This is a genomic window from Sporacetigenium sp. TC11 (genome assembly GCF_058146105.1).
This window is the reverse complement of sequence record NZ_JBYVNY010000011.1, coordinates 45,003-67,878: the sequence shown is the minus strand read 5'-3', so window position 1 is coordinate 67,878 and position 22,876 is coordinate 45,003. Positions and strand designations below refer to the sequence as shown.

Annotated in this window: 21 protein-coding genes; all 21 read left to right on the top strand. The window is 30.4% G+C overall.

Annotated features, from left to right (window positions below; translation table 11 throughout):
* The first annotated feature begins 10 nt into the window (after positions 1 to 10).
* A complete protein-coding gene (rnpM, locus tag ACUSRV_RS14105; protein WP_490142604.1) occupies positions 11 to 295 on the top strand; it encodes an RNase P modulator RnpM in 285 nt (94 codons plus the stop codon).
* Positions 282 to 596: a L7Ae/L30e/S12e/Gadd45 family ribosomal protein gene (locus ACUSRV_RS14100; protein ID WP_490142603.1), complete on the top strand. Its 315-nt coding sequence runs from the start codon at positions 282 to 284 to the stop codon at positions 594 to 596. The genes rnpM and ACUSRV_RS14100 overlap by 14 nt, the downstream gene beginning before the upstream one ends.
* A gap of 25 nt (positions 597 to 621) precedes the next feature.
* Positions 622 to 2,595, top strand: coding sequence for a translation initiation factor IF-2 (gene infB, locus ACUSRV_RS14095; protein WP_490142602.1), 1,974 nt, complete (start codon positions 622 to 624; stop codon positions 2,593 to 2,595).
* A gap of 39 nt (positions 2,596 to 2,634) precedes the next feature.
* Positions 2,635 to 3,048, top strand: coding sequence for a 30S ribosome-binding factor RbfA (rbfA, locus tag ACUSRV_RS14090; protein ID WP_490142601.1), 414 nt, complete (start codon positions 2,635 to 2,637; stop codon positions 3,046 to 3,048).
* Positions 3,041 to 4,012, top strand: a complete 972-nt coding sequence (locus ACUSRV_RS14085; protein ID WP_490142600.1) for a DHH family phosphoesterase — start codon at positions 3,041 to 3,043, stop codon at positions 4,010 to 4,012. Before rbfA ends, ACUSRV_RS14085 begins: the two co-directional genes overlap by 8 nt.
* Before the next feature lie 11 nt (positions 4,013 to 4,023).
* Positions 4,024 to 4,926, top strand: a complete 903-nt coding sequence (truB, locus tag ACUSRV_RS14080; RefSeq protein WP_490142599.1) for a tRNA pseudouridine(55) synthase TruB — start codon at positions 4,024 to 4,026, stop codon at positions 4,924 to 4,926.
* Positions 4,927 to 4,956: 30 nt separating this feature from the next.
* A complete protein-coding gene (locus ACUSRV_RS14075; protein ID WP_490142598.1) occupies positions 4,957 to 5,901 on the top strand; it encodes a bifunctional riboflavin kinase/FAD synthetase in 945 nt (314 codons plus the stop codon).
* Between the two features lie 87 nt (positions 5,902 to 5,988).
* Positions 5,989 to 6,246 carry a 30S ribosomal protein S15 gene (gene rpsO / locus ACUSRV_RS14070; RefSeq protein ID WP_490142597.1) on the top strand — a complete coding sequence of 86 codons (258 nt, stop codon included), beginning with the start codon at positions 5,989 to 5,991 and terminating at the stop codon, positions 6,244 to 6,246.
* Positions 6,247 to 6,456: 210 nt separating this feature from the next.
* A complete protein-coding gene (pnp, locus tag ACUSRV_RS14065; protein WP_490142596.1) occupies positions 6,457 to 8,586 on the top strand; it encodes a polyribonucleotide nucleotidyltransferase in 2,130 nt (709 codons plus the stop codon).
* Between the two features lie 210 nt (positions 8,587 to 8,796).
* A complete protein-coding gene (locus ACUSRV_RS14060; protein WP_490142595.1) occupies positions 8,797 to 9,543 on the top strand; it encodes a polysaccharide deacetylase family protein in 747 nt (248 codons plus the stop codon).
* A 53-nt stretch (positions 9,544 to 9,596) separates the two neighbouring features.
* Entirely contained in the window at positions 9,597 to 10,838 is a 1,242-nt protein-coding gene (locus ACUSRV_RS14055) for a M16 family metallopeptidase (RefSeq protein ID WP_490142594.1), read from the top strand.
* A gap of 39 nt (positions 10,839 to 10,877) precedes the next feature.
* A complete protein-coding gene (locus ACUSRV_RS14050; RefSeq protein ID WP_490142593.1) occupies positions 10,878 to 11,123 on the top strand; it encodes a YlmC/YmxH family sporulation protein in 246 nt (81 codons plus the stop codon).
* Positions 11,124 to 11,134: 11 nt separating this feature from the next.
* Positions 11,135 to 12,349: an aspartate kinase gene (gene dapG / locus ACUSRV_RS14045; protein WP_490142592.1), complete on the top strand. Its 1,215-nt coding sequence runs from the start codon at positions 11,135 to 11,137 to the stop codon at positions 12,347 to 12,349.
* 251 nt (positions 12,350 to 12,600) lie between these two features.
* The gene (locus tag ACUSRV_RS14040; RefSeq protein ID WP_490142591.1) at positions 12,601 to 13,371 is read left to right on the top strand and encodes an acyl-CoA dehydratase activase; all 771 of its coding nucleotides are present in this window, start codon (positions 12,601 to 12,603) and stop codon (positions 13,369 to 13,371) included.
* Positions 13,372 to 13,494: 123 nt separating this feature from the next.
* A complete protein-coding gene (locus ACUSRV_RS14035) occupies positions 13,495 to 14,334 on the top strand; it encodes a ClpP family protease (RefSeq protein ID WP_490142590.1) in 840 nt (279 codons plus the stop codon).
* Between the two features lie 259 nt (positions 14,335 to 14,593).
* Positions 14,594 to 16,867, top strand: a complete 2,274-nt coding sequence (locus tag ACUSRV_RS14030) for an FtsK/SpoIIIE family DNA translocase (protein WP_490142640.1) — start codon at positions 14,594 to 14,596, stop codon at positions 16,865 to 16,867.
* Positions 16,868 to 16,869: 2 nt separating this feature from the next.
* Positions 16,870 to 17,925, top strand: coding sequence for a tRNA 2-selenouridine(34) synthase MnmH (mnmH, locus tag ACUSRV_RS14025; protein WP_490142589.1), 1,056 nt, complete (start codon positions 16,870 to 16,872; stop codon positions 17,923 to 17,925).
* Complete coding sequence (gene rimO, locus ACUSRV_RS14020) at positions 17,919 to 19,259, top strand: 30S ribosomal protein S12 methylthiotransferase RimO (RefSeq protein ID WP_490142588.1); 1,341 nt, start codon at positions 17,919 to 17,921, stop codon at positions 19,257 to 19,259. Before mnmH ends, rimO begins: the two co-directional genes overlap by 7 nt.
* Positions 19,243 to 19,809, top strand: coding sequence for a CDP-diacylglycerol--glycerol-3-phosphate 3-phosphatidyltransferase (gene pgsA, locus ACUSRV_RS14015; RefSeq protein ID WP_490142587.1), 567 nt, complete (start codon positions 19,243 to 19,245; stop codon positions 19,807 to 19,809). The genes rimO and pgsA overlap by 17 nt, the downstream gene beginning before the upstream one ends.
* Positions 19,810 to 20,001: 192 nt before the next feature.
* Entirely contained in the window at positions 20,002 to 21,048 is a 1,047-nt protein-coding gene (gene recA / locus ACUSRV_RS14010; protein WP_490142586.1) for a recombinase RecA, read from the top strand.
* A gap of 142 nt (positions 21,049 to 21,190) precedes the next feature.
* The gene (gene rny, locus ACUSRV_RS14005) at positions 21,191 to 22,726 is read left to right on the top strand and encodes a ribonuclease Y (RefSeq protein ID WP_490142639.1); all 1,536 of its coding nucleotides are present in this window, start codon (positions 21,191 to 21,193) and stop codon (positions 22,724 to 22,726) included.
* Positions 22,727 to 22,876 lie beyond the last annotated feature (150 nt).

Sequence of the window (22,876 nt, the reverse complement as noted above, 5' to 3'; positions counted from 1 at the left end):
AAGGAGGGAGATGTCTTTGAAACAGCCAAAGAAAATACCTCAACGTAAGTGTATAGCTTGCCAGGATAGAGATGCGAAAAAACAACTCATAAGAATAGTTAAAGACAAAGAAGGCAAAATATTCTTAGATCCAGCAGGAAAAGCCAACGGTAGAGGCGCATATATATGTAAAGATATAGAATGTCTACAAAAGGCAATAAAAAGTAAAGGTTTAAATAGAGCATTTAAAACTGATGTATCACAAGAAGTTTACGAGAACTTACTTGAGGAGTTAAGAAAATATGAGCAACAATAATGATAAGTTATATACTTTTTTAGGATTAGCACAAAGAGCAGGAAAAATAGTTTCAGGTGATGATTCTACATTACTTGAATTAAAGAAAAATAAAGTAATGCTTGTTATAATAGCAAACGATGCATCAAACAACACTAAAAAAACATTTATAGATAAATCAACATATAGAGACGTAGAGTACATTGAATTTTCAACTAAAGTAGAACTAGGACATTCAATAGGAAAGTCACCACGTGCTGTCATAGGAATAAAAGATAAAAATTTTGCAAATAAGATCAAAGAAATGATAGAAAGTAACTAAAAAATTAATATAGGGGGTGATTCTTGTGTCAAAAACAAGAGTGTACCAATTAGCGGAAGAAATAGGAATGACTAGTAAAGAATTAATAGAGAAATTAAAGGAATTAGATATAGAAGTTGCAAATCATATGAGTACTTTAGAAGAAGAAGAAGCAGATCTTTTAATAGAACTTTTAGCCGATGAGAAAAAATCTGGTGAAATAAGTGATGAAGCATCTATAACAGAAGAAGATGATAATCTTCCAAAGATAGCAATAGAATCTAGTGTAACAGTTCAAACTTTAGCTGAAAAAATGGATAAAACTGCTTCTGAGCTTATTATGAAGCTTATGAAAATGGGAAAAATGTTCACTATAAATCAAGAAGTAGATTTTGATACAGCAAAAATTATAGCTTCAGAGTTTGGATATGGTGTAAAACTTGAAGAAATAGAAGATGATAGTGAAGCTGAAATTGAAGATTTAATGGATATACAGTCTGACAAAGAAGAAGACTTAAAGTTAAGAGCTCCTATAGTTACTGTTATGGGTCACGTTGACCACGGTAAAACATCTTTACTTGATGCTATAAGAGAAAGTAACGTAACAGCTGGAGAAGCTGGAGGAATAACACAACATATAGGTGCATCTGAAATAGAGGTAAATGGGAATAAAATAGTATTCTTAGATACTCCAGGCCATGAGGCTTTTACATCTATGCGTGCTAGAGGGGCGCAAGTTACTGATATGGCTATACTTGTTGTTGCAGCAGATGATGGTATAATGCCTCAAACAATAGAAGCTATAAATCACGCAAAAGCAGCAAATGTACCAATGATAGTTGCTATAAATAAAATAGACAAACCAAATGCAAATGAAGATAAAGTAAAACAAGAACTTGCTGATCAAGGATTACTTGTAGAAGACTGGGGCGGAGATGTTATATCAGTTCCTGTTTCGGCTAAAGCAAGAACTAATATAGATACATTACTTGAAATGATATTAATAGTAGCAGAAATGGAAGAACTAAGAGCGAATCCAAACAAAAGAGCTGTAGGTACAGTTATAGAAGCTGAACTTGATAAGGGAAGAGGTCCTGTTGCTACTGTACTTGTTCAAAACGGTACATTAAGAATTGGAGATCCAATGGTAGCAGGTTTTGCATCTGGTAAAGTAAGAGCTATGATAAATGATAAAGGTAGAAGAGTTAAAGAAGCTGGTCCATCAACTGCAGTTGAAATATTAGGATTATCAGAAGTTCCTTCAGCAGGAGATAAGTTCGTAGCTGTAGCATCTGAAAAAATTGCTAGAAGCATATCTGAAAAAAGACAAATCAAGGTAAGAGAAGATATGTTAAGAACTGCAAATGTTTCTCTTGAAGATCTATTCAGCCAAATAGGCGAAGGACAACTAAAAGAGCTTAATATAATAGTAAAAGCTGACGTTCAAGGTTCAGTACAAGCTGTAAAACAATCATTAGAAAAATTATCTGGTGATGAAGTTGCTGTAAGAGTTATACACGGTGGTGTTGGAGCCATAACTGAGTCAGATGTAATGCTTGCAAATGCATCTAACGCAATTATAATAGGATTTAACGTAAGACCTGTTGGTGGTGCTGAATCACTTGCTGAAAAAGGTAAAGTTGATATAAGAACATATACAATAATATACAAAGTTATAGAAGATATACAAGCTGCAATGAAAGGTATGTTAGATCCAGAGTATTTTGATGAAGATTTAGGAAAAGCAGAAGTTAGAGCAACATTTAAAGTATCTGGTGTTGGAACTATAGCAGGATGCTATGTTACAACTGGAAAAATGCAAAGAAATGCTAAAATTAGACTTGTTAGAGATGGTCTTATAATCCATGAAGGTGAATTATCATCACTTAAGAGATTTAAAGATGATGCAAAGGAAGTTGCTAAAGGCTATGAATGTGGTTTAACTTTAGCTAACTATAATGATTTAAAAGAAGGCGATATACTAGAAGCATATATAGTAAAAGAAAAACCAAGAGATTAATAATGATTTTATAAATCTAAACAAAAAGAGGTCGATATTATGGCATCATACAATAGAACAAAGAGAATAGGCGAAGAAATAAGAAAAGTAGTAAGTAGCATACTTATAGCTGGAATAAAAGATTATAGAATAAATTCTATGGTTAGTGTTACTGATGTAGATGTAACAACAGATTTAAAGTATGCATATATATACGTTAGCGTTCTAGGTGGAGATAGAGAAGCTACTTTAGAAGGATTAAAAAGCGCTAGCGGATATGTTAGAAGAGAAGTAGGAAAAGCAGTAAATTTAAGATATACACCAGAGATAATCTTCAAAATAGATGATTCTATAGAAAAAGGCGTGTATATGTCTACTTTAATAAGAAAAGTAAATGAAAAGCATTCAAATGAAGATGAAGAAGTATATGAAGATGATTTTGAATTAGAATCAGAGGATGATAGTAATGAATAATATAGATCAGATAATAGAGTCTATAAAGGGGAGCAATGACTTTGTCATTACTTCCCATTGTAGTCCTGATGGTGATAATATAGGGTCATCTTTAGGAATGTACTATTCTTTAAAAAAGCTAGGGAAGAATGTTGTATATGTACTTGATGATACTATACCTTTAAATTTAAGATTCTTAACTGATGGCATAAAAATATATAACTCAGATGATATGTTCAACAAAGACTATGTTCTTATAGCTCTAGATTGTGGAGATAGAAGTAGGCTATGTTGTAAAGATCATATAGTTAAAAATAGCACAAATTTGATATGCATAGATCACCATGCAAGTAATGATGCTTATGGTGATTTAAATTATATAGATATAGTTGCATCATCTACATGTGAATTAGTTTATAATTTACTTAATGAAATGGCTAAAGTCTGTAATACAGACATCCTAGATGAAAAAATAGCTACTTGCCTTTATACAGGACTTGTCACAGATACAGGGAACTTTTCTTATTCAAATACAAACCCAAGTAGTTTTTTAATGGCTTATAATTTATCTAAATTAGGAGCAAATAGAGATGAAGTAATACAAAATATATATCAAAATAATCCAGTAAGCTACTATAAACTATTAGGTGAAGCATTAAATACTTTACAAATAATAGAGGGAAAAGTATCTTGCATAACATTAAGTCTAGATATGTTAGATAGTAATAATATAGAATTCAATGATGTAGATGGAATAACTACTTATACTAGAGACATTGAAGATGTAGAAGTTGGATTATTATTCAAACAAAAAGGTTTCAATGAAGTAAAGGTAAGTTTTAGATCAAAAAATTATGTAAATGTAAGTAAAATAGCTCAGAAATTTAACGGCGGAGGCCATATAAGGGCTGCTGGATGTACTATTAAAGATAATCTAGAAAATGCCAAAAATATGGTAATAAAAGAAGTGTTAAATCATATTTAAGGATGGAAAATATGAATAAGATAGTAAATATACTAAAACCTACAGGAATGACTTCTCATGATGTAGTAAGCAAAGTAAGAAAAATTTTAAATACAAAAAAGGTAGGTCATACAGGTACCCTTGATCCAGATGCAGCAGGTGTATTACCTATATGTATTGGTAAGGCAACTAAGGTTTCTGATTTTATTTTAAATAAAGATAAAAGTTATATAGGAGAACTTACTCTAGGTATAATTACAGATACTTACGATTCATCTGGAGTAGTAATTTCTCAAAAAGATACTTCAAGTGTAACCAAAGAGGATATATATAAGGCTTTTGAGTTACAATTAGGGGTTATAATGCAAAAGCCACCTGTATATTCAGCACTTAAAGTAAACGGAAAAAAGATGTATGAAATTGCAAGAGAAGGTAAATCTGATGAGATAGAAATAAAGTCTAGAGAGGTTCATATAAAAGAACTGAAAGTACTTAGTATAAACAATAATAAAATAAGATTTTATGTAAAGTGCTCTAAAGGAACATACATTAGAAGTATGTGTTACGACATAGGTGAAATTATAGGTTGTGGAGGCCATATGTCTTTCTTAATGAGGACCTCATCTGGCAAATTCGACTTAGAAAATTCTATAACACTAGAGGAACTAGAAGAATATTTTAATAAAGGAACTCTAGATAAATATTTATATGATATAGATTTTGTACTCCAAAATTTTGGGTATATAAATATAAAACCTATGGCAGTAAAATCATATATAAACGGAGCAATAGTTTATCCAAAAGGTTTTTTAGATTCTTGTATAAAAGATGAAGAATTAGTAAGGGTTTATTCCGAAAATGAATTTTTAGGAGTAGGTAAACTTATTGATATAGATAATAAAAAATGCTTAAAAAGTAATAAACTGTTTATATAATTTCTAATTGACAAAATGGGGATGTTTGCTATGACTGTGGTGAATTCATTAGACCAATTAAAAGATATAAATGATAGTGTAGTAACTATAGGGAATTTTGATGGAGTTCATTTTGGACATCAATACCTTATAAAAAAAGCTGTAGAAGAAGCTAAAAATATTAATACAAGAAGTATAGCTTTTACATTTTCTAATCACCCTGTAAATTATTTTAATCCTAATAGTATAAAGCAAATAACAACAAATGAAGATAAAGTAAAACTTATTGAAAGTTTAGGGATTGATATAGTTTTAAATATAACCTTTAATATGGATATATTAGGGGTATCTGCAGAAGACTATATTAAAAATATTCTTGTAGATAAGTTAAAAGTAAAAAAAATAGTAATAGGACATGACTTTACTTTTGCAAAAAATAAACAGGGGAATGTACAAGTTTTAAAGAATCTAAGTAAAAAATATAACTTCGATGTAATTGTTGTTCCTCCAATAGAAGTAGACAATATAAGAGTTAGTAGCACTTATATAAGAAATTTAATTCAAAATGGAGAAGTATACAAAATAGAAAAGTTTCTAGGAAGAACCTATAGTGTATGTGGAGAAGTTGTTCCATGCAGACAATTAGGTAGGACTATAGGATTCCCTACTGCAAATACTAATATATCAAAGGATATTATGCTTCCAAAGGTAGGCATATATCGCACGAAGATAAAGATTGGAAATAGGTATTTTGATGGTGCTACAAATGTTGGACACAATCCAACTGTAGAAAATAAGGGTTTTTCAGTTGAAACATTTATATTAGATTTTGACGAAAATATATATAATCAAACTATGTGTATATACTTCATTGAAAGAATAAGAGATGAAGAGAAATTTAATTCACTAGATGAGTTGAAAAATCAGCTTAGAAAAGATGTAGATTATGTATATTCAAAAAGAAGTTTACAAGAAATTGCTATTATGATAGAATAAGTAATGTGTTTAGCCTTTACTCAGCATTCGAGTCTCCAACGACTGCTTAGTAAATGGCGATTTAAAAAAAATTGGAGGTAGACAATAATGATAAACAAAACAGAAGTAATAACTCAATATGCAAGAACTGAAGGGGATACTGGTTCTCCAGAAGTACAAGTAGCTGTACTTACAGCTAGAATAAATGACTTAAACGGTCATTTAAAAACTCACAAAAAAGATCATCACTCAAGAAGAGGTCTTTTAAAGATGGTTGGTAGAAGAAGAAACTTATTAGCTTACTTAAAAAACAAAGATATAGAAAGATACAGAGAGTTAATAGCAAAATTAGGTTTAAGAAAATAATCTATAAAGATATTTTTACAATAAAGCAGGGTAATACCTGCTTTTTTTATATAGTTATAAATTACAAAAATATTTACACTACATAATACTAATTTATAAATAATAAGGAAATAATAATTACAACATTTATTAAACGTATTTACTTTATTTCCATTTTATAGTATTTTTGTAATAATAGTTTGTTTTGCAAAAGAGGAGGTACATATATACATGTTTGAACATAAAATTTACGAAATGGACTTAGCAGGAAGAAAGTTTTCTGTTGAAATAGGGAAAATATGCGAGCTGTCTAACGGAAACTGTATAATTAGATACGGTGATAGTGTAGTAATGGTTAATGCTGTAACATCTAGCAAGCCAAGAGCTGGAATAGACTTTTTTCCTTTAAGTGTTGATTACGAAGAAAAATTATATTCTGTAGGTAAAATACCAGGTGGATTCATAAAAAGAGAAGGAAGACCATCTGAAAAAGCAATACTAACATCAAGACTTATAGATAGACCTATAAGACCACTATTTCCAAAAGGATTTAGAAATGATGTTCAGGTAGTCGCTACAGTTTTATCTGTAGATCAAGACTCAACTACAGACGTAATGGCTATGATAGGTTCATCTGTAGCTTTATCTATATCTGATATACCTTTTGATGGGCCTACAGGTTCAGTTATAGTTGGATTAGTAGACGGAGAATTTGTAGTTAACCCAACATCTGATCAAAGAGAAAAAAGCGACATGCACTTAGTTGTATCTGGTACAAAAGATGCTATAATGATGGTTGAAGCTGGATCAAATGAAATTTCAGAAGAACAAATGCTAGATGCTATCATGTTTGCGCATGAAGAAATAAAGAAAATCGTTGAATTTATAGAAAATATAGTATCTGAAGTAGGAAAAGAAAAACAAGATGTTGTTTTATATAAACCTGATGAAGAAATAGAAAAGCTTGTTCGTGAATTTGCAACAGATAAAATGAGAGTAGCTATACAAACAGTAGAAAAGCTAGAGAGAATGGAAAATATGGATAAAGTTAAAGGGGAAACTATTGAGCATTTCGAAGATGAATACCCTGAATTATTATCTGATATAGAAGAAGTACTACACAGTATAATCAAGGAACAAGTTAGAAGTCTTATAGTAAATGATAGTATAAGACCTGACAACAGAAAACCTGAAGAAATAAGAAATATTTGGAGTGAAGTTTCAATTCTTCCAAGAACTCACGGTTCTGCAATATTTACAAGAGGACAAACTCAAGTTATGACTATAGCTACATTAGGAGCTCTTGGAGATGTTCAAATATTAGACGGTCTTGATACTGAAGAAGAAAAAAGATATATGCATCACTACAATTTCCCTGCATACAGTGTAGGTGAAGCTAGACCATCAAGAGGACCAGGAAGAAGAGAAATAGGTCATGGTGCCCTTGCTGAAAGAGCATTAATACCAGTTTTACCATCAAAAGATAGTTTCCCATATGCTATAAGATTAGTATCTGAGGTTTTAAGTTCTAATGGATCTACATCCCAAGCTAGTGTTTGTGGATCTACATTATCTTTACTTGATGCTGGTGTACCTATAAAAGATATGGTTGCAGGTATAGCTATGGGTCTTATAAAAGAAGAAGATAAGATTGCTGTACTTTCAGATATACAAGGTATGGAAGATCATTTAGGAGATATGGACTTTAAAGTTGCTGGTACTCCAAATGGTATAACTGCTATACAAATGGATATTAAAATAGGTGGAATAGATAAAGGGATACTTCAAACGGCGCTACAACAAGCTAAAGAAGGAAGACTTCATATATTAAATGAGATGAAAAAGACTATAGATTCTCCAAAGAAAGAGTTATCTAAATATGCACCTAAGATAATAACTATGAAGATAAACTCTGATAAAATAAGAGATGTTATAGGGCCTGGTGGAAAAATTATAACTAAGATAATAGATGAAACAGGAGTTAAAATAGATATAGAACAAAATGGTGATGTATTTATAGCTGGAACTGATCAAGCTATGACTGAAAGAGCTAGGGAAATAATACTAGGAATAGTTACAGAACCAGAAGTAGGAAAAACTTATATGGGTAAGGTAACTAGAGTAGCAAACTTTGGAGCCTTCGTTGAAATACTTCCTGGAAAAGATGGATTGCTTCATATATCTCATATAGCACACGAAAGAGTAAATAAAGTTGAAGATGTATTAAAAATTGGAGATGAATTAGAAGTTAAGGTTACTGAAATAGATGCTCAAGGAAGAGTAAACTTATCTAGAAAGGTACTTTTACCAAAGCCAGAGAAAAAAGAAGTAACTGTAGAAACTCCAAAACAAGAACAATAATTTATTTAATGTAAGAGCTTATAATATAAGCTCTTTTTTTATTTCCAGGAAATTATAATTTCCTACTGATATACTTGAGCAACGGACCACTTTTTCAAGGTCGTTGGCGACATGAGCGTAGCGAATTTTTGTTTTTTTGGAATAAAATAGAGATTATTTTAATAGATATGAAAACAAGAGGATAAATTTATACATAAGGGGGAGTAGCATATGATAATGATGGTACTAAGTAAGAAAAAGTTAAAAGGTATAATAACAACAGTAATGATCTTAGCACTAGCAATTGTCGGATTGGTATTTTTTATGACATCATCATCTAAACCAGCTTTAAACTTCTTTGGAAATGAAGAGATGCCTTATTATTCAGGCAATAAAGCTAATAGTGAACACGTTGCAATTATTTGCAACGTGGACCTAGGTTGGGGAGATGAATATGTAGATAGCATACTAAATACTTTAGAAAAGGAAAAGATAAAAATAACTTTTAATGTAACTGGTAAATGGGCTGAGAAAAATCCGGAAATGCTACTAAAAATTAAACAAGCAGGTCATGAAATAGGAAATCATGGACATAAACATTTAGATTATGCAAACCTTGACTATAATGGAAATTATGAGCAAATAAAAACATCTAAAGGTATAATAGAGGGTATAATAAAAGAAGATACTAAGTTTTTTCAACCTCCATCTGGATCATATGGGAAAGATACAGTAAAGGCAGCAGTTGATTTAGGATACATTCCTATAATGTGGGATATAGATACTATAGATTGGAAATACAGAGAACAACCAGAAGTAATAATTGAGAGAATAAAGTCAAAAGAAATGAAAGATGGAAGTATAATACTTATGCACCCAACACATGCTACAACTGAATGTATAGATGATATCATAGGTATAATAAAAGATAGAGGATACAACCCAGGTAAACTTAGTGATGTCTTTAATGTTGAATAATTTTACATTGTCAATTATAATTTATACATAATAACAATTAACAGGAGGTCTAAATGTACAAGATACATAAATTAGATAATGGTCTTACAATAGTAGGCGAGGAAATACCTCATATAAATTCAGTTACATTTGGGATATGGGTAAATGCAGGATCAAGAATAGAAGATCCAAAGGTAAATGGTGTTTCCCATTTTATAGAGCATATGCTATTTAAAGGAACAAAAAATAGGACAGCCAAAGAAATAGCAAGACAAATAGACGGCTTAGGGGGACAAATAAACGCATTTACAAGTAAAGAATGTACTTGTTACTATGTAAAATTATTAGATGAGCATATAGGAATTGGTGTTGATATATTAAGTGATATGATATTAAATCCATCTTTTTTAGATATTGATATAAAAAAAGAAAGAAGTGTTATATTAGAAGAACTAAAGATGTATGAAGATTCTCCAGATGATTTAGTTTATGATATGTTAATGGAAAAAATATATCAAGGTGACGGACTAGGAATGAATATATTAGGCACTAGAGAATCAATTAATAACTTATCTAGGGAAGATATGTTAGGTTATTACAACACTTATTATGTTCCAAATAACTCGGTAATATCTATATGTGGAAATTTTAATTTTGAAGATATGGTAAGTATGATAGAAGAAAAATTCTCAGGATGGAATGAAAAAGAAGTAACTATAGATATAACAGAGCCTATATTTAAACCTTGTTTTATAACTAAAAACAAAGATATAGAACAAGTGAATTTATGTATTAATTTAAAAGGGGTAACTTTAGAAGATAAAGATGATATATATGCACTAGCTGTTGTAAACAACATATTTGGCGGAAGTATGAGTTCTAGATTATTCCAAAGTATAAGAGAAGATGCTGGAATGGTTTACTCTATATATTCTTCACCAAGTATTCATAGAAAATCTGGAGATTTAGGTATTTTTGTAAGTATGGGTAATGAAAATTTAGAAACGGTATATAAATTAATAATAGAAGAAATAAAAGAACTAAAGACAAATTACTTAACACAAGATGAAATAGATGAAAGTAGAGAACAGCTAAAAGGTAGCTTTATATTAGGCCTAGAAAGCACTAGTAGTAGAATGATGACTATGGGAAAATCTCAATTATTAAGCGAAGAAATAGATACTCCAAAAGATATATTAGATTATATAAATAAAGTAGATATGAAACAAGTAAAAAGTGTAATAGATAAAGTATTTGATTTAGATAATATAGCTGTATCATTAGTTGGGAAAGATGTAGAAGGTATAACTTTATAATTTTCAAATTTTTTTTATTAAATTTGTGGGGGGATTAATATGAATTTATCTGAAATAGCTGGGAAGGAAATAGTAAATTTAGTTACAGGGGAAAGATTAGGGGTAGTTGGAGACTGTGACCTAATAGTTGATGAAGCAACAGGGAAAATATTAGCTTTACTAATACCAAAAGAAAAAGGTTTATTTAACTTCAAGAAAGATAAGGCAATGTTAGAAGTTCCTTGGAGGAATGTGAAAAAAATAGGAAATGACATGATAATAATCGAATATGATGGAATGTATTAGGAGGAGTAAAGATGAACGTTCTTGTGCAAAAATTTGGGGGTACCTCAGTTGAATCATATGAAAGAATGAATGAAGCATGTAATATAGTAAAAAAATATAAAGAAGAAGGCTATGATTTGGTTATAGTAGTATCTGCCATGGGTAGAAAGGGAGCTCCATATGCTACTGATACTTTAATAGACTTGTGCAAGAAGGCAAATGAAGAATTATCATCTAGAGAGTTAGATTTAATTATGTCTTGTGGAGAGATAATAAGTGGAACTATACTTGTTCATCTACTAAAAGGTAAGGGTATAGATGCTGTGTTTTTAAGTGGACCACAAGCAGGTATATTGACAAATGGAAGATTTGGAGATTCTAGAATAGTAGATATAAAACCTGAGAGAATAAATAAAGAGATATCAACTGGAAAGGTAGTAGTTATAGCAGGATTTCAAGGAGCAACAGAAGACGGAGAAATAACTACTTTAGGACGTGGAGGTAGTGACACATCAGCAGTTGCTATAGGTAAGGCCTTAGAATGTAAGGTTGTAGAAATATATACAGATGTTGATGGTATAATGACTGCAGATCCAAGAGTTGAACCAGATGCTAAAGTATTAAATCATATAAATTATGATGAAATATTCCAAATGGCAGATAAAGGAGCTAAGGTTATACATCCTCGTGCTGTTGAAATAGCAAAAAGCGGAAATATAACTCTTAAAATAAAAAATACACTAAATCCTGATTATGAAGGAACAAGTATAAGCGGTATAAGTCCTAAGTTTGAAGTATTAGGTCCTGTTGGAGAAAATAATAACTTAATGACTGCTGTTGCTCATAAGTCTGGAGTTACTCAAATAAGAATAAAAAATTGTAGAGAAGATGTATTTACCGATATACTAAATGAAATAGAAAATAATGAGATAAGTATAGATATGATAAACTTCTTTGTATCTGAAAAGGCATTTGTCATAGAACATGATAAATTTAAGTCTTTAGAAAAAATACTAAATAAATATGGTGTTGAATATGAAGCACTAGAAAACTGTGCTAAGGTAACGTTAATAGGGGCTAAAATAACTGGAATACCAGGTGTTATGGCTAAAATAGTTAGAGCACTATCAAAAGGAAACGTACAGTTGCTTCAAACTTCAGACTCAAGCATGACTATATCGTGTTTAGTTAAAGAAGAAGATATGATAAATTCTATTCATTTATTACATCAAGGATTTAAATTATAAAAGGTGGTGTCTTAGACATCACCTTTTTAATTACAAGGAAATTATAATTTCCAACATATAAATTTGAGCAACGAACCTGATTCTCAAGGTCGTTGGCGACATGAGCAAAGCGAATTTTTTATTATTTAAAATATCTATAGATAGATAGTGTTATATAGATAAAAACGATTATAATATTACATTGATAATTAAAATAATCATAGATTAAATGTTATATTAATTATATAAACTTTATGATTTGGGGGTAGGTTATGTATAGTATAGGAATTGATTCGGGTTCTGTTGCAACTAAAGGCGTATTATTTGATGGAAAAAAAATACTTAAAAAGGTTGTAATTCCTACTGGTTGGAGTCCAAAATATGCATCAAAAGAAGTATATAATATATTAATTGAAGATACTGATATTAAAAGAGAAGATATAAAAAAGATAGTAGGTACTGGGTACGGTAGAGTATCTATGGATTTTGTAGATAAGACTATAACGGAAATAACTTGCCATGCAAAGGGAGTACACTTTCTTAACTCAAATGTAAGAACTATATTAGATATTGGTGGACAAGACAGTAAGGTTATTAGTTTAGATGATAATGGAAATGTATCAAACTTTATAATGAATGATAAGTGTGCAGCAGGTACAGGAAGATTTCTACAAGTAATGTGTAGTCTGCTTGGATCTGATGTTGAAAACATAGATGAATTATCAAGTGATGCTATACCTGAAACTATTTCAAGTATGTGTACAGTATTTGCAGAATCAGAAGTAGTGAGTTTATTAGCACAAGATACGTCTAAGGAATGTATAGCAGCAGGTATACTTCAGTCAATAGCTAATAGAGCATCATCTATGTTACAAAAGGCAGATGTATTAGATGAAGTTGCATTTACTGGAGGCGTTGCAAAAAGCAAATTATTAATAGATATGTTAAAAAATAATTTGAAAACAGAAATATATACATCAGATGATACACAAATAATAGGTGCATTAGGAGCTGCAGTTATAGGATATAATATGAAGAAATAAGAGAGCGCAAAGCTCTCTTTTTTATTTTAAAATATAAAATTTTTAAGAATTATATTAAAAATTTAATTTATTGGAGAAACTAAAAAGAGTTTTATTTAGAAAAAATAACAGGAGGATAAATCTATGTTACATAACAATGAAAACAATAACAATAAAAATAATAACAATGATGAATGTGGCAATGAGATAATAAACAGATTTGTAAATGACAATAATAATGATAATTTAAAGAATGAGTCTAATAATAATGAAAAAGAAGAATACACTGATGATAATAGAAGAATTGACAATATTAAAGAACTGGGGATGCCTCCAGTAGGTATGCCAGCTATAAAAGAAATACAATGTATTACTGTTATAGGTGAAATAGAAGGACATTTTGTAGGTAGTCCACAAAAGAAAGTTACAAAATATGAGCACATAATACCTCTATTATATGAAATAGAAGAAAACTCCAATGTAAAAGGCGTTATTATAATACTTAACACTGTAGGTGGAGATGTTGAAGCTGGTCTTGCTATGGCAGAACTTATAAACAGTTTATCCAAAAAAACTGTTACATTAGTATTAGGAGGAAGTCATAGTATAGGTGTTCCATTAGCTACTGCCGGAGATTACTCATTCATAGTACCTACAGCTACTATGACTATACATCCTATAAGAATGAATGGACTAGTTATAGGGACTAATGAAACATTTGCATACTTCAAAAAAATGCAAGAAAGAATAATACAATTTGTAACTAGAACATCAAAAATAGGTAGAGATGAATTTGAAAAACTTATGAACTCCAAAGAGGATTTAGTAAGTGATGTAGGTAGCATATTAATAGGGAAAGAAGCAGTAGAAAATGGTCTTATAGATGAAGTAGGTGGATTAAAAGAAGCAATAGCTTATTTGAATAAATTAATAGAAGAAGATGATAACAAAAAGGAACAAAACGAAGGTGATAATAATAAATAAATTGTTAATATATATAATAATATGTTATAATTAGTTGGTATATTAAAGTGTTAGTGTCTTGTACATTAACACTTTTTGTGTGAAAAAATATAAAGAGGTGATTTATTTGGCTAGAGGGAGAAAGAAAAAAGATAAATTTGAAGAACAAAATATAGATAAAAAAGCCCGCTATCAAGATAAAACTTTTAGAGATGAGTATAGAAATTTAATAACAATATTTGTAGGAATATTCTTTTTATATAGTCTAAATTCTAAATCTATGGGTATACTTGGTACTTTTATACAAGCTACATTTATGGGGTTCTTCGGTAAATTATCTATGATTATACCTTATATAATAATACTCGTTGGGATTTTAAACTTCTTTGATAAAAATGAATATATATACAAAATAAAAAGTACAAAACTTTATTATGCCATTGGATTTTTCATATTACTATTTTATGGATTGTTTAATACAGAGTATTTACCTATAGATAGTCCATTTAAATCTGATATGTTAAAAGGAATATTTAACATGTCTGTAGAAGGAGAAGGTAGCGGTATATTTTCAACTATAATAACTTATTATATAGTTAAAATGTTTGGTGTAACGGGTGCTTGGCTTATGAGCATATTTGCATTAACTATAATGCTGATGTTTACATTTAATATATCATTAAAAGATATTATTAGAACGTTTAACTCAGCAAAATCATCAAAGTCATCAAAACCAAAATCAAAGAAAAATATAAAAGCTAGTCAAGGAGCTTCTTTAAAAGAAAAGTTACTAGGATTAAAAGAGTCTATGATAGATATGATGACTGTAGAAACTGATGAAGATGAACCTAAAAAGAAGGAAGGATTACTTTCTAATTTATTTAAAAAAGATGAAGAAGAAGATTCTAAGGAATTTGAAGGTGAAAAAACTATAAAAATAGTTGGATTTAATAAAGCAGAAGATGACTACTTAGAAATACTAGAAGGAACTAGCAGTATGCCAGAACTGTCTAGCCTTAAAGATGATGATATTAAGGAATATAAAAAAGAAGAAAAACCAAAAGAGAAACAATTGAAAATACTAGACACAAATAATAGTTCAATGGATATAAACGTACAAACTAAATATGAAAATTATAAAAAGCCTACTATAGATTTATTAAATAAAGTAGACAGTAAATCAGATGATAAAAATAAGAAGAAGGTACTAAAAAATGCATCATTGCTTGAAAAGACCTTATTAGATTTTGGAGTAGAGGCTACTGTAAATCAAGTTACTATAGGGCCTACTATAACTAGATATGAAATACAACCAAGTCCTGGGGTTAAGGTAAGTAAAATAGTAAATTTAACAGATGATATAGCTCTAAGTCTTGCTGCAAAAAGTATAAGAATTGAAGCTCCAATTCCTGGTAAATCTGCTATAGGAATAGAAGTTCCAAATGAAGAAGCACAAATGGTTTCAGCTAGAGACGTATTTGAAAGTGAAGAATTCAAAAAATTTGATTCGACTTTGGCTATGGCTCTAGGAAAAGATATAGCAGGAAAGCCGATAATTGGTGATATAGGGAAAATGCCTCACTTACTTATAGCAGGGTCTACAGGCTCTGGTAAAAGTGTATGTGTAAATACCCTTATAAATAGTATTTTATATAAATCAAATCCAGATGAAGTTAAATTTTTAATGATAGATCCTAAAGTAGTTGAACTTGCAAATTACAATGGAATACCACATTTACTTATACCTGTAGTTACAGATCCAAAAAAAGCTTCTTATGCTCTTAACTGGGCTGTAACTGAAATGAACAGAAGATATAAGTTGTTTGCTGAAAATACAGTTAAGGATATATCTAGTTATAATGAAAAGATGGAAGAAAAACTTCCTAAAATAGTTATTATAATAGACGAGTTAGCTGACCTTATGATGGTAGGAGCAAGTGAAGTAGAAGATGCTATATGTAGACTTGCTCAAATGGCAAGGGCTGCTGGTATGCATTTAATTGTAGCTACACAAAGACCATCTGTTGACGTTATAACAGGTGTTATAAAAGCTAATATACCGTCTAGAATAGCATTTGCTGTATCATCTCAAACTGATTCTAGAACTATACTTGATATGGGTGGGGCTGAGAAGTTACTTGGTAAAGGAGATATGTTATTCTATCCACTTGGAGCGTCAAAACCTGTGAGACTTCAAGGAGCATTTATATCAGAACATGAAATAGAAAGTGTTGTAGACTTTGTTAAAGATCAATGTAGGGAAGAAGAAGTTAATTATCAAGAAGATATATTAGAAAGTATCACTAAGCCGATAAGCACTGAATCCGAAGACAATGATGAATTATTAAGTGAAGCTATAGAATTTATAGTTGAAAGCGGTCAAGCCTCAGCATCTATGCTTCAAAGAAAATTTAGAGTAGGATTTAATAGAGCTGCTAGACTTATAGATTCTATAGAAGAAAGAGGTATAATAGGACCTAGTGAAGGGAGCAAACCTAGAAAGGTACTTGTAAGTAAAGAAGAATTTCAAAGTCAAAATTCGGCAGGTGAGTAGATTTGAGAACAATAAGTATTAAAGATGCATTAAATTTAGAAGATGTAATTTTTATAGACGCTAGAACTCCTAAGGAGTATGAAGAAGATCATATAATAGATTCCATAAATTTACCTATATTAAATAATGAAGAACATGCTGATATAGGTACAATATATAAACAACAAGGAAAAGTACAAGCTATAAATAAAGGATTTGACTATGTAGGTTACAAATTAAAGTATATGTATTCTACTATAGAGGGTTTGTCTAACAAATATAAAAATATAGTTATATACTGCGCTAGAGGCGGAATGAGAAGCAAAAGCTTAGTAAGTTTTTTTGATTCTCTTGGTCTAAATATATATCAGCTAGAAGGCGGATATAAATCATATAGAAATTTTGTAATAAACTATTTAGACACAGTAATGAATGAAAAAAAATTCATAGTTCTTCATGGTCTAACAGGTGTTGGAAAAACAGATATGTTAAAACTACTAGAAAAAGAAAGACTAGATATAGTAGACTTAGAAGATATGGCAAGTAATAGTGGATCAGTATTTGGATATATAACATTTGATAAGAAACCTCCTACCCAAAAGGAATTTGAGACAAAGATATTTGAAAAGTTATATTATTCAAAGTCAAACTATATATTTATAGAAAGTGAAAGTAAAAGAGTTGGTCATGTATCAGTCCCACTACCAATATACAACTCTATGACTCAAGATAGCATTCATTTACTTCTAGAGTGTAGCACAAAAACTAGAGTAGATAGACTTACTAAAGACTATGTGTATTCTGAGCATAAAGATAAAAAAGAACTTGTAGATTGTATTAATAGATTTAGAAAAAGACTTGGACATGAAAAAATAGATAAACTAATAGAAATGTTTAATAATGGAAAATATGAAGAGGTTATAGAAGAATATCTAGTTGATTATTATGACCCTTTATATAATCATTCGGTAAAACAATATACTTACGATATGATTATAAACGCTGACGATATAAATAAAGCGCTACAAAAGGTAATTAATTTTACTAAGGACGCAATGAGAGGAGAACAAATATGTTAAAAATAGCACTAGAGTCATTGGGATGTTCAAAAAACTTAGTAGATGCAGAGATAATGCTAGGTATATTAAATAAAAAGGGGTATAGATTAGTTGGAGATTTTGCTGAAGCAGATATAATACTAGTAAATACTTGTGGATTTATAGAATCAGCTAAGCAAGAGTCTATACAAACAATACTTGAACTTGCTCAGTATAAAGAAAATGGTAACTTAAAGGTATTAGTAGTAACTGGATGTCTTGCACAAAGATATTCAGATGAATTAAAAAACGAAATACCAGAAATAGATGCTATAGTAGGGACAGGAAGTTATCAAAATATAGATGAGATAATGGCTGAACTTTTAGAGGATAAGCAAGTTATAACAAAACTTGATGATATAGAATTTGTATTTAATGAAGAGCTTCCAAGATATATATCAACTCCAAGTCATATGGCTTACTTAAAAATAGCAGAAGGTTGCGACAATCACTGTACGTACTGTATAATTCCTAAACTAAGAGGTAGATATAGAAGTAGAAATATTGACGATATATTAAAAGAAGCAAAATCTTTAGCAGATAGTGGAGTTAAAGAACTAATAGTAATAGCACAAGATACAACTAAATACGGTCTTGATATATACAATGAAGAAAAATTACCTAAGTTATTAGAAGAATTAGCAAAAATAAGTGGATTTAAATGGATAAGAGTTATGTATTCATATCCCGAGTCAATAACTGAAGAGTTAGTAAAGGTTATAAAAGAAAATGATAAGATATGTAGCTATTTTGATATTCCTATTCAACATTGTAACAATAGGATATTAAAATTAATGAATAGAAAGACTACTAAAGAAACAATATTAGAAAAGATAAATTTAATAAGAAATAATATACCTAATGCAACTCTTAGAACTTCATTAATAGTAGGGTTCCCGGGAGAAACTGTAGAAGAATTTGAAGAATTAAATGAATTTATAAAAGATGTTAAATTTGATAGGCTTGGTGTATTTACCTACTCAAGGGAAGAAGATACAGGGGCTGATAAATTACCAGATCACATAGATCAAGAAATAAAAGAGCAAAGAAGAGAATCGCTAATGATGACTCAACAAGGTATTTCTTCAAAACTACAAGAAGAAAAAGTAGAAAAAGTATATGAAGTTTTAATAGAAGAAAAAGTAGAAGATAATGTATATATAGGCAGAACACAATTTGACGCTTATGAAATAGATGGGGTAGTATACGTTAAGAGCAAAACAGAATTAAATGTTGGGGATTTTGTAAATGTAAAAATAAGTAGTGCTTTGGAATACGATTTGATGGGGGATGTTTTGGATGAATTTGCCAAATAAACTAACTACATTTAGGATGATTTTGGTTCCTGTCCTTATGTTAACTATGTTATGGACAGATTTGCCAAATCACTTCTTAATATCTAATATAATATTTATAATAGCTTCATCAACTGATGCATTGGATGGACACATTGCTAGAAAATATAATTTAATAACTGACTTTGGGAAGTTTATGGATCCGCTTGCAGATAAGTTATTAGTTATATCGGCTTTAATATGTTTAGTTCCATTTAATGATTTAATGCTTATTCCAAGTTGGGTAGCTATAGTATCTATTGTAATAGTAGTATCAAGAGAGCTTACTGTAAGCATCTTAAGGGCTATAGCAGCAGCAGACGGAAAGGTAATAGCAGCAGGTAAGGGTGGAAAACTAAAAACTATAAGTCAAATGGTAGGTATAATAGTTTTATTATTTGGATTAGAGTTTAATATGGTATCTATTATAATATTTGGAGATATATTAATTGGAATATCAGTTGTGCTTGCATTAACTTCAGGAATAGAGTATTTAAATAACAACAAGCAAATATTTATGAATAGCAAATAAAAAATACTGGATTAAATCCAGTATTTTTTTATTACTATTTTTGATTAAAAATATAAATATAGTTTCATAATATAAAGTGGTATTGGCCATTGACTAGGTGCTTATTTATAATATATAATTATTATATAGAACAAATGTTTGTGGTAGGATTTTACAATAAATATTGTGTATAGATGAAAGGTGGTAAATTAAATGGCAACAAATAATAATGAAGAAAAATTAAAAGCACTTGGTGCGGCACTAAATCAGATAGAAAAGGATTTTGGTAAAGGATCTATAATGAAGCTTGGAGAAGCATCTAAAATGACAATAGATGTTGTACCAACAGGGTCAATAGGACTTGATATAGCTATAGGTATAGGTGGAATGCCAAAGGGAAGAATAATAGAAGTATACGGACCCGAATCTTCTGGTAAAACAACAGTTGCACTTCACACTGTAGCTGAAGCTCAAAAACAAGGTGGAATAGCTGCATTTATAGATGCAGAACATGCTCTAGATCCTATATATGCTAAGGCTTTAGGAGTTGATATAGATAACTTAATAATATCTCAACCAGATACAGGAGAACAAGCTCTTGAAATAGCTGAAGCGCTTATAAGAAGTGGAGCTATAGATATTATAGTTGTAGACTCTGTTGCAGCATTAGTTCCAAAAGCTGAAATAGAAGGAGAAATGGGAGATTCGCACATGGGATTACAAGCAAGACTTATGTCCCAAGCTTTAAGAAAATTAACAGGTTCTATAAAAAAATCAAATTGTGTTGCAATATTTATAAACCAATTAAGAGAAAAAATTGGAGTTATGTTTGGTAATCCAGAAACTACAACAGGTGGTAGAGCACTTAAGTTCTACGCATCAGTAAGACTTGATGTTAGAAAAGTTGATACAATAAAACAAGGTGACAAAATTTTAGGAAGTAGAACTAGAGTTAAGGTAGTTAAAAATAAGGTTGCTCCTCCGTTTAAACAATGTGAATTCGACATAATGTATGGAGAAGGTATATCTAAAATAGGAGACTTATTAGATATAGCTGCTGAAATAGACGTAGTAAAGAAATCCGGGTCTTGGTATAACTATAATGAGATAAAACTAGGACAAGGTAGAGAAAATGTAAAAAAATTCCTACAAGATAATATTGATTTAGTAAATGAAATAGAAACAAAAGTAAGGGCATACTATAAATTAGATGATTCTGTAGACGATGTTGAAGACGTATTGGAAGATTTAGGCGAATAAATGACATAACACCTCCTATTGCCTTGACACATTTTAGAAAAAATTATACAATTAAACAAGGAGTTTTATGCCTTCGTGTCTAATTAAATTCTATAAATAGACAAAGATATATATATATTAACAAAAAGAGGAGGTGGAAGTCATAGGAGGATATATAATAGCTGCCATATTAGGGGCAGGGATAGGGATTTTATTAGGCTATTTTATAAGAAAAAATATGTCTGAAGCTAAGATAGGACAAGCAGAACAAATGGCTAAAGACATAGTAGATAAAGCCAATAGAGATGCAGAAACAGCAAAAAAAGAAAAGTTACTAGAAGCTAAAGAAGAATCTCATAGATATAGAAATGAAGTAGAAAAAGAAAGTAAAGAAAGAAGAAACGAACTTCAAAAATATGAAAAGAGATTAATTCAAAAAGAAGAAGTATTAGACAGAAAGTTACAATCTTTAGAATCTAAAGAAGGTAATTTAAACGAAAAGTTAAAAGTTGTAGAACTCAAAGAACAAGAAGTAGAAGTCATAAAAGCCCAACAAATAGAAAAACTGGAAAGCATATCGGGTATAGGCTCAGAACGAGCAAAAGAAATCATCTTATCTAATGCTGAAAGAGAAGTTAGACATGAAATGTCTATTATGATAAAAGAAACAGAAACAAAGGCTAAAGAAGAAGCTGAAAAGAAAGCTAGAGAAATAATAGGATATGCTATACAAAAATGTTCTGCTGACCACGTAGCAGAAACTACTGTTACTGTTGTCAACCTACCTAATGACGAAATGAAGGGTAGAATCATAGGTAGAGAAGGTAGAAATATAAGAACTCTAGAAACATTGACGGGTATTGATTTAATAATAGATGATACTCCAGAAGCAGTAATACTTTCTGGATTTGATCCTATAAGAAGAGAGATAGCAAGAATAGCTCTTGAAAAACTTATTTCAGATGGTAGAATACATCCAGCTAGAATAGAAGAAATGGTTGAAAAGGCTAAAAAAGAAGTTGATAATACTATTAAAGAGTACGGCGAAGAAGCTACATTTGAAACAGGAGTACACGGTTTACATCCTGAACTTGTAAAGCTTCTTGGAAGACTTAGATATAGAACTAGTTATGGGCAAAATGTCCTTAAACACTCTATAGAAGTTTCTCATTTAGCTGGTATAATGGCTGCTGAAATAGGAGCAGATGTTAAATTAGCTAAGAGAGCCGGATTAGTTCATGATATAGGTAAAGCAGTGGACCACGAGATGGAAGGTACACATGTTGAAATCGGTATGGACTTACTTAGAAGATACAAGGAGTCTAAAGATGTTATACATGCGATGTCAACTCATCATGGAGATCATGAGCCACAAACAGTTGAAGCTGTTTTAGTTACTGCTGCAGATGCTGTGTCAGCTGCAAGACCTGGAGCTAGAAGAGAAACTTTAGAATCTTATATTAAGAGACTAGAAAAGCTTGAAGAAATAGCTAACTCATATGAAGGCGTAGATAAATCTTTTGCTATACAAGCAGGTAGAGAAATCAGAATAATGGTTAAACCTGAAAATGTAGGAGATGAAGATTTACATTTATTAGCTAGAGATATGACAAAGAAAATAGAAGATGAATTAGAATATCCAGGACAAATAAAAGTAAGTATAATAAGAGAAACTAGAGCAATAGAATATGCTAAATAATTGAAAGAGTGGTGATTTCACCACTCTTTTTTGTTTTTTGAGCAACGGACCTGGTTTTTGGTCGTTGGCGACATGAGCGAAACAAACTTTACAAAAAATTCCAAAAATTGTATTCATATAAGAATAATGAAAAATGGTAATAATATAGTT